Genomic DNA, 14,703 nt, shown 5'->3' with positions numbered 1-14,703 from the left:
AACGGTTTGACGTTTAAACTCGTCGTCAAAATGTTGACGGATATCTCCCATGACACACCTCGACCTTTTGGTTGGTTATATTGTACGGGCCGCTACTACGGCGTGTCCACTTTTTAGTCTACATGCATTGTAAGTCCGATTGCGAAGAAAACTTTCCGTACGTACCCGCCATCCGCTTGTATGGCACGGTTCCAGCCGAATGTGAACGAAGGTTGTCACAAATCAATGTCAAGCTTCATAAACTAACGGATATCCCAGCCGTTGTGACTCGGATGAAAAGTACCCTCAGAATAGTCCGGTCCTGGCCGCCACAGGCGTGCTGATTCCACATCTCATAGACGAGGAAGATATGAATTTCGACAAATATGTATAAAACAACCTATAAAAATATATATTTCAATCATTTACATTTATATCATTCTGAAGTATGCTTGGTTTGCACATGGTTATTATTGGTAACGGTGCAAACCTATCTATTAGGAGGTATGAATGATGTCTACTGTAAAAAAGAAGTTTTTTTCTCTCGCTGTCCTTCTATCGCTCTTAACCACGACGTTTTTAACCGTTCCTGCCCAAGCTGCTGAATCCTGTGTGCTCTCGACTATGACAGACCCATTGGCTCTCCGAATGGAAGCAGGTGAGACTGTCATTTGGGATGGCGTCACCGCCGATTTGCTTGCAGCAAAGAACCGCTATGAGAGCCTAATAAGGGCGAAGGGGTGGAGCATTACGTACAACTCCGCCTATCGCCCCTATCAATATCAAAAGCACTTGTATGAGATTTCACAGAACCCGACAGCATGCAGCGCTGAAAAAACCAAGCACGGTTTAGGCACTTTGGTTGCAGCGCCTTCTTATACCGCTCCTCACACGGCTGGTATTGCGTTTGATGCTACGGTAAAAAATGCAAGCGGTGTTGCGCTTAACGGCATGACCTTTGTTAACAGTCAGTTGGTTGCGGTAGCGGAACAAGCCGGTCTGTATTTCCCGCACACGACAAGTGATGGTGTACATCATCAACTGTCTCCTACCGGCTCTGTATTGAGTGTGGGAAGTACGGGCCCTGAGGTCACCACATTGCAAACAAACCTAAATAAGGTTGGTTACACTGTAACTGTGGATGGGATTTTTGGTAGCGGAACAGAGTCCGTTGTGAAACAGTTCCAGTCTGCACACGGACTTACCGTAGATGGTAAAGTAGGATCCGCCACTTCAACCAAGCTTAATACCTTGGCCGCTACAACAAAAGTTCTTCGTGTAGGCAGCACCGGTGATGAAGTCAAGGTTCTGCAGCGTCTGCTTACAAAAAAAGGATATCCTTTGACGGCCGATGGAGTGTTTGGCTCTGGCACGGAAGCCGCAGTTAAAAAGTTCCAGCAGGCCAAAGGTCTAACCGTGGATGGTATTGTTGGGTCTGCGACTTGGAACAAGTTGCGCTCATAAAGTAAAAGGAATCATATTGAAATAATGAACCCGTTTCTCTGCAAAGAGACACGGGTTCACGTATTGTTATCGGTTCGATCGAAGCAGTCAGTGGGTGGGCATGCATGGAGTCTTTTACTCCGGCTTCATGCACGAGTACATCACAGTCTTGCGAGGGCGTTTTGCAACTTTTTACCACATGGCCCCGCGTTTAATTCAACGGAGAGGAGCTGACGCAACGATGAGAACAAAATGGGCTGGATATACGGTCGGGCAAGAGGGGACGAACCGTAAGGGTATCGGAGATCCGGACGTGATATACGGCGGTCATGTCACGTACAGCGGGTGACGTTGAAAACGTTGGGGATGCTTCCTCCGCAGCCGTCATCGGAGACGATGTGTACGTGCTGGCTTCACGCGACGAATCCGACGCAAATAAAATTTACAAAATCAACCTGAAAACGAATAAGACCGAGAAGATCGTCAACTCGAGCGAGCTGGTTCAGGATAAAACTATCCGACCATGCCGTGTCATGGTTTGACAGCATCGACGGCAACGTATTCTACACAACCGAGAAGGAAGTGAACCGATTCGAGCTGTACCAAGCCGATCCGAACGGGGAAGACCCGCTTGTATGGAGAACGCCGGTCGCAGACGTGCAAGTGCTGCACGATCAACTCGTCTGCCGGTTTGGCGAAAACGATGCAGGACAAGAACTTGTTACCATTACCGTAAGGGTTATGGAAAATTAATCCTAATGCCTGTAAACTGAAGATGACGAAAGCTCATTAAGCCTCTTAGGGTTGCAGTACGCAACCTTTATACTCGGAAATTAGTCTTACAATAAGGGGAATCGTTTCTGTCGTAATTCACATTGATATTGGAGAATAGGTACAAAGGGGGTTTCATCGATTGATATACATTTGTACAAAATACGGGTTTTGTGAAAAAGTAATCCGAAAAAACTCGGAATGGCACTTCCGAGCCTGAACTGTATTCCATCTTCTTATGTTTGTGTTGAACAAATAATTCATTTCTGATCCCATGGTTTTTAGGTTTTTAAACTCTCACGTACGGACCGGTTCAAATTATATGGAGCAAACAGTTCTTGATAAAATCTGCATGACGGATAGTTTGACGTAATAAAGTATTTCAACGCATGTCTTGGACGTGCCTATTCACACTCATTCTCGAAAATAAATTTACAATAAAAATATTATGTAAACTTACAGTCTAAGGTATTCGTTTTGTGCAACCGTCCCCTCCCGCCTGCCTTCTCTCCCATAAGGAACGCTGGTTTCCACCTGCGCTTTTACCTGTTTGTTGTGCTGATTCGGCTGCCGTCGCTTTGGCTCTGCTGTGCTCCGCCTTCTCCCTCCAATTTCCCGCTTGTGCGACAGGCTCTTCGTTCGACGCGCAGGCGGGAACCTCCGCAATTCGCCACCCTTAGGCGCAACCGCTGGAAGAAAATCGGCTATCATGTCGTATTCCGCGTTTCATAAGACATTCGTACCGAAGTAAAACAGGCCTATATACACAGTACAAACCGTTTTTAAAATTTTATACTTAAATAGAACCACAATTATTGAAATTTTATTTCAATCAGAAGGAGGCTCAGGGACCGCATTCCTATGCCATTATCGCTTGATGGACGTACGCCATCTATTTTGTTGAGAAAGGAAGTGTTCACTTGCCCGCACATCGGAAAACGAGCCGCAATATCGCCCTTCTAGTCGCTTTTATGATGTTATGGGGAAGCTTGTTTACGGGGATGGGTTTTGCCGCGGACAACGCGGAAACCGGGCCGGCAACCGGCGAAAATGGCGGAGGCATTCCCCTTCCCCCGGATACGCCAAACGAAGAAGAAAGTCGGGACGATCCTGCAGCCGGTCATGATCCGGCGAACCTCGAATGGAACGCAGTTGACGCCCTTCCCGCTCCGGGTGTGGCGCAGCCTGTTGTTATTGAGGATTTCGAGGATATATCGGATCTATCGGCCAGCGAGGTCAATACGGTGCCGGGATCGACGAAGCTCGAACGCAACACACGGCCCGGGCCCGTCATGTACGGCCATGCCTCCGGCAAGGTCTCTTACGACTTTACGGGAACGACGGGCACATCCGCAGCTTATTTGAACTTTAACAAATTGCAGGACCGCAACCTTTCGAACTATCCGAAAAAAATTGGCGCGTGGGTATACGGCGATGCCGGAAAACATTGGCTCCGCGCCGAGTTCCAATATGTGGAGAACGGCACTTTAAAGTCGTCGATCAGCGATTTTACCTCCACGACCGGCTTTAACTGGTCGGGCTGGCAATACGTAACCGCAAATGTGCCGCAAAATTTGCCGCAGCCCATTAAATTAAGACGCATCTATATCGCGGAACTGAACAATCAGAACAAAAATAGCGGAACCGTCTATTTTGATCAACTGTCTGCGCTCTACACCGACGCCAATCCCGTATCCATCGAGCTGTTTGGGCTGCGCGGCATGAAGGTCGGCGAAAGCTTGCAGGCTTCCGTTCTCGCAACCGTAGTCGGAAGCAAGGCCTTGACCGACGTGACGGCCGGCTCCGACTTCAGCAGCAGCAACCCCGAAGTGGCGACCGTATCCCCGTCCGGGCTTGTGCAAGCCGTAAGCCTCGGGACTACGACCATTACGGCCGCAAACGGCATTCATCAAACCTCCTATCTTCTCTCCGTCACCGAAAACGGTGCGGCGGCAACCGCTTTAGAGATTGAAGGCAGATCCGTCCTGACAACAGGAGAAACCGATGTCATCCGCACGTTCGTATTTTATGAAGGCGATGTGGAGCCGAACCGGGTAACGGAAGGCGTCGTTTATGAAAGCAACAATCCGGCCGCAGCGATTGTATCCGGCAGCGGCGCGGTTACGGCTGTCGGTGAAGGCTCCGCTGTCATAACCGCAACCTACGGCGGGTTGTCCGCCTCCTATTTTGTAACCGTTAATAAAGCTTTGCCCGTGCTGCAATCGGTCCGGATCGCCGGCCTTCGGCCGCTCACGGAAGGCGAAACGGCGCAAGCAAGCGTGCTGGCGACTTACACCCTGCTGACCGAGGAGCAGGACGTCACGGGCAGCGCCGTATGGACGAGCAGCGCTCCCGCCGTTGCGGAAGTCGGCGCCGATGGCCGCGTGACCGCAAAAGCCAAAGGAACCACGCTGATCACCGCCTCTTATGAAGGCAAGCTGGCGCAATATTTGCTGATCGTCACGTCGGAGCAGAAGCCGTTGAAACGCGAGCTGCGCGCCGCCTGGATCGCTTCGGTCGAAAACATTGATTGGCCGGCCAAAGGCGTAACGACGGAAGCGCAGCAAAAAGCCGATTTTATCGCGCTGCTGGATGAGCTGGCCGCGACCGGTATCAACGCCGTCATCGTCCAAATCAAGCCGACGGCCGACGCCTTCTACCCGTCGGACTACGCGCCCTGGTCGGAATGGCTGACGGGCCAGCAAGGCAAAGATCCGGGCTACGACCCGCTCGCGTTTATGCTGGAGGAAGCCCATAAGCGCAATATGGAATTCCACGCCTGGTTTAATCCGTACCGGATCAGCATGCACACCGATCTGAACAAGCTGGCGGACGATCATCCGGCCAAGCTGCATCCGGATTGGGTGGAATCGTACGGCGGCAAGCTGTATTTCAATCCCGGCGTTCCCGAAGCGAAGCAATATGTGATCGACAGCGTCATGGAGGTTGTCGACAACTACGATATCGACGCCGTTCACTTTGACGACTATTTCTACCCTTATCCGGTAACGGGCGAGGAGTTCCCGGATGCCGCGGAATACGCCGCTTACGGCGCCGGCTTCTCCGACAAGGCGGCCTGGCGGAGAAACAACGTCGACACGCTGATTCAAGGACTGCACGCCGCGATCAAGAAAAGCAAGCCGTACGTCAAATTCGGCATCAGCCCGTTCGGCATATGGCGCAACAAAGGGACGGACAGCGCGGGTTCCGACACCAACGGCTTGCAAAGCTACGACGCGCTGTACGCCGATACGAAAGGCTGGGTCGAGAAAGGCTGGCTCGATTATATTGCGCCGCAGGACTACTGGCATTTCGGCAACGGTCCGGCCGCTTATGAAAAGGTGCTGGATTGGTGGCGCGGGCTGACGGACGGCCTCGATATTCATTTATATGTCGGCCAGGCGATTTACCGCGTGCCGACTTGGGAAGATCCGCATGAGCTGAGAAACCAAATTCAATACAACCGCAGCTTCGCCCCGGACGTGCACGGCAGCATGCTCTTCAGCGCCAAAGACGTCAGGGCCAACTACCTGGGCACGCAGGATATGCTGAAGCAGGAGCTGTACCGGTATCCCGCCCTGCCTCCGACGATGCCCTGGCTGGATGACAAAGCGCCGGACGCTCCGGTGCGGCTCTCGGCATCCTCGGCGAAGGAAGGACAGGTCGAGCTGCGCTGGGAGGACGGTTCCGCAGACGGAGAACCTGCGTATTACGCCATCTACCGCAAGGAAGGCAACGATCCGCCGGACATCAACGATCCCGCCCAACTGCTGGGGACGGTCCGCAAGCAAGCCGGGGCGGCGCAGCAGGTTTATATCGACACCAGCGCGCAGGATTGGAAGCCGTATACGTATCTCGTCACGGCGCTGGACCGGCTGCATAATGAAAGCGCCCCCAGCAATCCAGCGACGAAGGCTTATGTGCCCGGCGATACGCTGCATGAGAAAATTATGGCCAAAAACGCCGTCCAAGGCACGATCGAGCTTGAGCGTTCCGGTATAAAGAAGCTGGCCGCCAACGTCGTCATCGAGCAGAAGCTGGGCGACCGCGTCATCCCGAGATTGCTCCAGGAAGTGATGGTCGGAGCTGAAAACGTCGAAATCCAGCTAAACGCAAGCGGCGAAATCAGCAAAATCACGCTGATTGGCGAAACGGCGCGCGATACGATGCGCGTAGGCATAAGAAACAGCATCGCCGACATAACCGACTTGACGCAATTGAACCATAACCGGATCGAGCTGATGGCGAAGGCTCCGTTCGAGATTGTCGACAAAATCGGCGACGCCTCCGTGCAGGCGCAGGCCGGCTTGCCGGTCTCCATCACGATTGCGGACGGTCACATATCGGTCGCGCAAAACGGCAACGTGCTGCTCTCCACTCCCAATCGCATCTATGCCCTGCCGCCTGCGGACGGCTCGCTGATTGAAGTCAGCTCGCTGACCAGAGCGCAAGGCAAACCGAAATATCGCGGCCAACTGGAGATATTCCGCTCCCCGGCCGGCGACAAGCTGCGGCTCGTCAACGAGCTGAACATCGAGCAGTATTTGTATCAGGTCGTTCCAAGCGAAATGCCGGCTTCGTTTGGCCTGGAAGCGCTGAAAGCGCAGGCGATCGCGGCCAGAACATACGCGCTGACCGATTATCTGATCAGCCGCTTCGCCGACCAAGGCTTCCATATCGACGACAGCACGCTGAGCCAAGTATTCAACAACAGCGCGGAGAACGATCTGACCAAACAAGCCGTCGACGCAACCGCCGGAAAAGTCATGCTGAGCGGCGGCATGCTGGTGGACGCCAGATTCTACTCCACCTCGGGGGGCTACGGCGCATCCAAGCATGAGGTATGGGCCGATGCGGGCACCAACCTGTTCCCTGGCACGGCCATCCCGTATTTGACGGCCCGAAGCTATACCTTCAAGCCGGGCGGCAGCGGCGAAATGCTGCAAATCGACACCTCCGACGAACAAGCCGTCAACGCCTTTTATAAAGACCTGTCGCTGACCGGCTACGATTCGGATTCGCTGTATTTCCGCTGGAAGGTGACATTAACCGCCAGCGAGTTTGCCGCTACCGTCAGCAAAAACATCAAGCTTCGTTATGCCGCCGAGCCGCATTCGATCTTGACCAAAACGGCAAACGGCACGTTCGAAAGCAAACCGATTCCGGCGGAAGGCATCGGCGAGCTGGTCGGCCTGTCCGTGGCGAAAAGAGGCGCGGGCGGCAATGTTACGGAGCTGATTATCGAAGGGACAACAGGCACGTATAAAATTTTGAAAGAATTCAACATCCGCTTTACGATCCGACCCAACAAAACCGATACCGGCAGCGCCGGCGACATTCTCGCCTACCGCGGCAAAGGCGGTTCGGCCGATTACGACCCGTCCGCCACGCTGAAAAACCCGAGCATTTTGTACTCCGCCTTCTTCACATTTGATATCGAAACGAATGACGACGGCGGCATCGAAAGCGTCACCTTCTACGGCGGCGGCAACGGGCACGGCGTCGGCATGAGCCAATACGGCGCGCAAATGCTGGGCAAGCAAGGCTGGACGTATTCGCAAATTTTGAACGCCTATTACGCGGGCATGAGCATCGCCGGGCTGGACGCTCCGATCTTGACGAGTCTCGAGGCGTCGGTCTCCCCGAGAATCGCAATCGGCAACACCGCCAAGCTGAAAGTAAACGGCATCTACAGCAACGGAGATCGAGCCGAAATCACGGCCGGCATCGGTTATCAAAGCAGCGACCCCACCGTCGTGTCGGTCGACACGAACGGCAATCTGAAGGCGCTGAAAGCCGGCAATGCCGTCATCACCGTCACGGTAGGCGGCTTGTCGACAAGCGTGACGGTTACGGCTTACAACGATTACGTCGATCCAGGGCCGGGACCTGGACCGGGGCCAGGACCGGGGCCTCAGCCCGAACCCGAGCCGGAACCGCAGCCTGAGCCTCAGCCTGAGCCTCAGCCTGAACCGGAACCAATCGTAAGCTTCAGCGACATCGGCAGTCATTGGGCCAAAAAAGCGATTCAGCAAGCCGCGAAACTTGGTATCGTGACCGGTTACGAAGACGGCACCTTCCGTCCGCAAGCTCAAGTGACGCGCGCGCAATTCGTGACGTTGCTTCTGAGAGCTTTCCCGAGCCGATCGTCCGGCAAGCATCCGCAGCCGTTCGCCGATCAGAGCGAAATTCCGGAATGGGCCGAAACGTATGTGATGCAGGCGGCTGCGGCAGGTTTGATCAACGGCTATCAGGACGGCACCTTCCGTCCGAACGGCGCCATGACGCGGTCCGAGATGGCGGCGATTATCGTCAGATTCGCGGGGCTTCAGCCGATTGAAAACGCGAAGCTGACCTTCGCCGACAGCGACAGCGCACCCGCTTGGGCGCGCGGTTACATCGCGGCGGCCGTCGAAGCCGGCCTAATGCAAGGCCAAGGCGGCAACCGCTTTGCGCCAAACGACCTCGCCACCAGAGCCGAAGCCGTCGTGTTGATTCTCGCTCTGCTGGAAGACGGCGAATAACCCGTAACGCAAACGTCCCGCTTTCGCCTCATGGGAAAGCGGGACGTTTTTTTCGATGGGCCCCTTCCCCACCGTTTTAACTAATCCGCAAAACGAATAGCCCGCAAGCCGCACGCCCGATGACTCCGGGCAAGCGGCTTGCGGGCCGTTGGTGGCCTTTACGGATTGTTGATCGTGATCGTAAAGGTCGAGGTGATGTTCCGAATGTCCGTATGGTTGTTAATCAGCTTCAGATTGTTGAACACGGCGTGGCCGACGGCCGGGCCCTGGCCGGGCTCGGGCATCTCGTTCGCCCAGATGGCGAAGCCGGACTTGGCGTCGTACGCATCCCCGCTTTTCCGCGCCCCCGAGATGGTGATATTCGTCAGAATCGTGTCCGTAATCGGGTTTTGCGGCTGGCCGCCGACGTAATTCGTCTGGAACATGATGCCGTGATACGTCGGGTCGATGATGTCGACGTTGTTGACGCGGATGCCCTGGAACGCCTTGCTGGCCGAGAACAGCCACATGGCCGGGAACGTCTGATTTCCCCAGAAATGGCCGCCGGCGCGAACGATTGTAATGTTCTCCAGCACGGTCGGCGGCGAAGCGCCGAAGCCGTTCATCGGGTACCCGAAGTCGAGCGAGCTGATCGTGACGCCGGAGTACACGAGCGTATCCGCGATGTAGATGTTCCGGAAGGTGTTGGCGTATCCGCCGTATACGGCGATGCCCGCCGCCCGCCACGTCAGCAGGGACGTCAGATTCTCATAGACGTTGTCCCGCATGTCGGCCCCGCCCGCGTCGATCGCGGAGAACAGCGCGAAGCTGTCGTCGCCCGTCGCGCGGGATTCGTTGTTTGTCACCAGGTTGTTCGTGCTTCCGTTCGTCATGTTGATGGCGTCGGCGAACGTGTTGCGAATCCGCGAGTTTTTGATCGTGATGTAGTCCGTGTTGGCGCCCCAGTACATGCACACCTGATGCTCGACCCAGATGTTGTCGATCGTCATATGCGACACGTTCTGGAAGTCGAACACTTTGCCCGGTCCGTCGATGCGGGACGTGTAGTTGCCGAAATAAGCGAAGTTCGCGAAAGTCGAACCGTTTGCCGTCGCGTTCGTGCTGAAGCCGACATCCGTATTCGTCTGATTCGACGGCGCGACAAAGCGCGTATACCACGGTCCGGCGCCGATGATTCGGATCGGCTTGCCGTACACCTGGAATTTGCCGCTCGTCTCATACGTGCCCGGCGGCAGGTAGACGCCGAGCAGATTGCCGCTCGTATCCATCCGGAACCGGTCGAGGGCGTTCTGCACCGCCTGGTGCGTAAAGCCGTCCGGCACGATATATTTGGACGGATCGGGATTCGCGATCGGCGACACCTGCTCCAGACTGATAAAGTCGATCGCATAGGTCGTCGTATTGCCGCTGTCCTTCTGCAGCCGGATCTTGCTTCCGGCGGGGATCGTCGAGTCGAACATCATGTTCGCTTCATCGTAGATGAAGCGCGGTCCGCCCGAAGCCGGATTGTTGTTCGGGCTCGCCTCGTTGCCGTAGAGCCACGAATACTTGGACGTCAGCGAGATCGCCTTGGCGAACGAGCCGTTGACGTAGACGTTAAGCGTGGCGTCCTGGCCGCCGCCGCCCGGCGCGTCGGGAATCGACGCCCGTACGACCAGCGTGTTGGTGCTTGCCCGCGTCGTGAACTCGACGTAGCTTCCCGTTGTGTTCAGCGTGACGGCCCGTCTGCCGGACGCTTCGCCGGCAAGGTCGCCGACGGTGCGGTTCGGACCGACAACCGCCGCGCCGCCGCCGATCGTGCCGTCCTCGGCTTCGTACATATCATACGGCATATGGGCGCCGCGGCCGGTGAAGAACGACTGGGTCGTCGTGTTGTTCGCCCGTTTGACCGGCAGTTCGTTCGCGTCGGCATCCAGTTGCACGGTCAAGTTGTACTTGCCGTTGACCGCCGTCCACGTGCCGAGCTGCACCGGTCCCACGATGGCGCCGGCGGCGATCGAACCGTTGTACGAGCCGGTCAGCGTTCTTACGACCGCGTCCGTCGCGGCGTCGCGCAGCGTCAGCGTGATGCCGTGCGCTCCCCCGGCCGAAGCGATCGTGCCCTGGTTCTTGATCGCCACGGAGAACGTGACGGTGTCGCCCGCCGAAGGGTTGGACGGCGACCACGTGACGGCCGAAGCGATAAGATCCGAACTCGCCACGGGGCTGACGACGAGCGGTGTCGGCTTCGTGAAGCTGTTGTTCGATTCGTTCTGTTCGATGACGACGTTGGTTTCGTCCGCCTTGGCGGATACCGTGTACGAGCCTGCGTCCTTCGGCCCGATATTGATGTTCACATTCGCCGACGCCCCTGCGGCCAAAGCGCCGACCGAAGCCGTTCCGGCCGCTGTCTCGCCCAGATAGAACCGGAGGATCGAAGCGCCGGCGGGAAGCGCTCCCGCATTTTGGACCGTCGCGGTCAGCGTGATCGCGTCTGTCTCGACCGGCGATGCGGGCGACCAGACGATGTTCGTGACGATCAGATCCGGATTGGGTGCGGGCGTGCCGATAATCTCGAACTCCGCCATCTGTCCGGCCGGCGCGCCGCTGTTGGCGGTGAACCGGAGCTGGACGGCGCTGACCTTGGCCGTCACCGGAATCGTAACCGTGTTGCCGGTAGCCGGATTAAATGTGTAGGTTGCCGCGGACACCAGATTGCCGAACGTCGACGAATGTTGATCGTGCCCGAGCACCTGGATCGTCTGCGTGCGGGTCGCCCACACGGGGTCCGGATTCAGCTTCAGAACAATCGACGTGATATTGGCATCCGACCCGAGATCGACTGTCAGCGTGCTGGGATGGCCGCTTCCTTCCCAATAGGTGGTCACATCGCCGTCGTTCGCGTTGGTAGCCACGAACGTATGCACAGTCGATGACGCCGTGATCGGCTTGCCGAGCGCCAGATTTGCGCCGCCTCCGCCCGACCCGGTCCGGGTGACGGTGTTGCTCGGCGGCGACGGATTGCCGGCGGCGTCCTTCGCGATGACGTAATAAGAGACGGTCGCGGCGACAGGCTGATTGTCCGTATACGTCAGCACATGCCCAGCCACGCTGCCGCGCAGCTCGCCGTTGGCGTAAATGTCGTATTCGACCACGCCGACATTGTCCGTGGCGGCGTTCCAGGTCAGCTTAATCTGCCCGGCGGACGGCTCCGTGTAGGCCAGATTGGCCGGAGCCGTAGGCGCTTGCGTATCCTGCCCCGCGCCCGCGGCGAATTCGATCCAGTTGATATTAAATCCGCCCCCGCTCGCGTACAGGCGGAGCGTCTGCTGGCCGGCGGCCAGCTGCACGGTTGCGGTGACTGTCTGCCAGCTTTGCCAGCCGCCCGTCTGCGGCACGTTTGTCGTCGCCAGCGTCGTCGCGCCCGAGCGGAGCTGGATCTGTCCGGTTGCGTTCGGACTTGCGACGCGGTACTGCACCGTATAGGTGCCCGCCTGCGCCACTTGGACACTGTAATCCAGCCAGTCGCCGGTATCGATCCAGCCGACATTCAGACCGCCGCCCGTGTCGGTTGTCGTCTCCGTCTGGATGCCGCTCATAGCGCTGTAGTTCTCCGCCTGGATGCGGCCCGGAATCGCGGCGGGCCCCGAACCGGCCGCGCCGTAGATTTCCAGCTCCGACAGTTGGCCGGCCGGCCAGGCGGTATTCGCGGTGAATACGAGGCGGACGTACCGGGTTGCGGCGGCGGCAAACTGGATCGACACCTGATTGCCGCTTGCCGGATTGAAGGTGTAGCCGGCGGAGCCGACGATATCCGTGAAGTTCGTTCCGTCGTTGCTGCCGCGGACGGACAACGTCTGCGTCCTCGTCTCCCAGGCCGGAACGTTCGGCAGCTTCAACACGACCTGATCCACCGACACGGACGAGCCCAGATCGACCTGAATCCATTGGGGAAACGCGTTGTTGACGCTTTCCCAATACGTCGAGGCGTTGCCGTCGTTCACATTGGAGGCGACGTACACATCGGCATGGCCGCTGGCGGCGACCGGCTTGCCGAGCGCCAGATTCGGTCCGCCTGCGGCGTAAGCGCGCCCTGGGATTCCCGAAGCTGCGGCCAGCGTTCCCAGCAGCATGGCGACAATGGCCAGCCAGGCGACCGCGCGTCTTCCTGTTTTGATCATCAACATTCTCCCTTCGTGACGGAATTTGTGCAGAACGGTTTCTCCATAACTCCTCTCGTTTGTGTTTGGCTGTTCGGACAACCTTGCAAGCGCTGCCAAAACCGACGTTCCCGAGCTGCCCCGGTCCGTTCTCCCGTTCCCCCCTTTCGCCCGCCGGCGCATACGCGTGTTCCGGTTGTCAATTCGATCATAAGCCGGACGTTCGCCGTTCAAAAGTTGCAATTCTACACAGATCGTGTTAATTTCTATGCAAGATATTGGAAGACGCGCCACATGCTCAAATAAAGACCGGTCGGTATGGCCTTTCAACGCGGCTACGGAAGCGTTGTTCACGATTACGCCGCCTTGTTTTTCATTTGTCGTACGGCGTATTTGGAGATCAGGAAGGTGCCTTTGACGTTCACTGTAGAAAACGACGTTAAAATCCCCAATAGCTTTAAAGATTGATCCAGACATAGCATACACCCATTCTTTTTCATCGTTCGGATCAGCTAGAATCTCAAATCGTGTAATTCCAAATTCGAAGATTTTGTCATGAAAATGAACAACGATTCTATAATTATTTGTTTCTCCGTCTTCAACAACGGATTGTAATGCTCCCCGATGTCAAGACACGTTTTATTGAGAAATAATTTATGTCCTCCTTCCTGTGATTAGGATGCGATTTGCTCGACTTCGTGGACGTAAAATTGTACGGGCCTAGCCTTACAGGGAGCACTGTCCCGCTGAATAGTACTTATCTTACAAAACAAATTAGTTATTAATTAGTTATACTTCTATGTTTATGGAGGGCGAATTCTCATGAAAAAATTACTTTTTGTTTGCAGTGTGGCATCGACAACCTTACTATCGGGATGTCTCGCTGATCATCAAGACGAGATCAATGCCCTCCGTAAACAAATTTTGGAGCAAGAGAGAGCTATTGATTCGTTACAGGCGCAGTTGGAGAAAGAAGTGAAAAAATCAAAAGCGTTGGAAGAAAGGTTCGGTCCATGGAAGGAGTGGATCCCAATACGTATCGATCAAAACAGTATCGCGATTTCAGCCGCATCAAATCTTATTTTTGGGAATGAGTTCTCCTTGACGGGGACTCCGTCGGAGCATGCCCATGTTCTTGCCAATCATCTCGCACTATCCACCTATAAAGAAATCGAGAACCCCGAAACAGATAATACGATATCACTATTAAAGGAAGGACATTATAGAAATATTTATCTTCCATCCGATCCGTACTTGTTGTTTCTATTTCCAGAACCATTCCCTATCCGCATACATACTGTTGCTCAACCTGCACCGAAAGAACTGGAACCTCTGGAGATCTTGCTGATTATAAAAAATAAAAGACCTTATCTTTACTTTAAGGAACCAGATGAGACGTATTCGGGATATGCCTTGAAGGATTATTCTCAATATAATTTCGATCTCTTGTTTGTCGCCCCACTGGATTACTATGCAAACAAACTATATTTTTTTAATAACAATTAACCGTTGTCCAAGAAAAAAGCCGGGGTTCCCCCCGGCCATACCGCAAAGTATCGCATGCCGCTCTGTTTACGGAAGCACATTGCCTGCTGCGCGGTAGATGTCGTACCATTCCTGACGCGTCAGAACCACTTCGCTCGCCTTGCAGCAATCTTTCAGGCGCTCGATATTCATCGTACCGGTGACCGGCTGCATGCGGGCCGGATGACGCAAAATCCGATAGCGTCCCGTCAAGTGGTGTAAAATCGATTTCTACTTTGTGACTCATATTTATTTCTGCAAGAGCATAGCAGACGTTAAAAGGGCTTGTTCTCCTTGAACCACTTTGGCCATGGACTCTTTGC

At 55.3% G+C, this 14,703-nt stretch carries 5 protein-coding genes and 1 pseudogene; 4 read left to right on the top strand and 2 right to left on the bottom strand.

Annotated features, from left to right (window positions below):
- Positions 1-492 precede the first annotated feature (492 nt).
- The 3 genes from FE781_RS16925 to FE781_RS16915 all read left to right on the top strand — a co-directional run bounded on the left by FE781_RS16925 (position 493) and on the right by FE781_RS16915 (position 8,717).
- On the top strand, positions 493-1,443 hold the full coding sequence (locus FE781_RS16925) for a peptidoglycan-binding protein (RefSeq protein ID WP_138790793.1): 951 nt from the start codon (positions 493-495) through the stop codon (positions 1,441-1,443).
- 507 nt (positions 1,444-1,950) lie between these two features.
- On the top strand, positions 1,951-2,175 hold the full coding sequence (locus FE781_RS16920) for a hypothetical protein (RefSeq protein ID WP_138790792.1): 225 nt from the start codon (positions 1,951-1,953) through the stop codon (positions 2,173-2,175).
- Positions 2,176-3,113: 938 nt separating this feature from the next.
- On the top strand, positions 3,114-8,717 hold the full coding sequence (locus FE781_RS16915; RefSeq protein ID WP_170209588.1) for a family 10 glycosylhydrolase: 5,604 nt from the start codon (positions 3,114-3,116) through the stop codon (positions 8,715-8,717).
- A 158-nt stretch (positions 8,718-8,875) separates the two neighbouring features.
- On the opposite strand, the gene FE781_RS16910 is transcribed toward FE781_RS16915, so the two are convergent.
- Positions 8,876-12,877 (bottom strand): carbohydrate-binding protein, encoded by a 4,002-nt coding sequence (locus FE781_RS16910; RefSeq protein ID WP_246068229.1) that lies wholly within the window; start codon positions 12,875-12,877, stop codon positions 8,876-8,878.
- An 801-nt stretch (positions 12,878-13,678) separates the two neighbouring features.
- On the opposite strand from FE781_RS16910, the gene FE781_RS16905 reads away from it, so the two are divergent.
- A complete protein-coding gene (locus tag FE781_RS16905) occupies positions 13,679-14,362 on the top strand; it encodes a hypothetical protein (RefSeq protein ID WP_138790790.1) in 684 nt (227 codons plus the stop codon).
- Between the two features lie 66 nt (positions 14,363-14,428).
- Here the strand turns inward: FE781_RS16905 and FE781_RS16900 are convergent.
- Positions 14,429-14,575 (bottom strand): annotated as a pseudogene (locus tag FE781_RS16900) (aldo/keto reductase); the annotation flags it as partial.
- Between the last annotated feature and the right edge of the window lie 128 nt (positions 14,576-14,703).

The organism is Paenibacillus thermoaerophilus (assembly GCF_005938195.1).
Taxonomy (GTDB): Bacteria; Bacillota; Bacilli; order Paenibacillales; family Reconciliibacillaceae; genus Paenibacillus_W; species Paenibacillus_W thermoaerophilus.
This window is presented reverse-complemented; position numbering and strand designations above follow the sequence as displayed.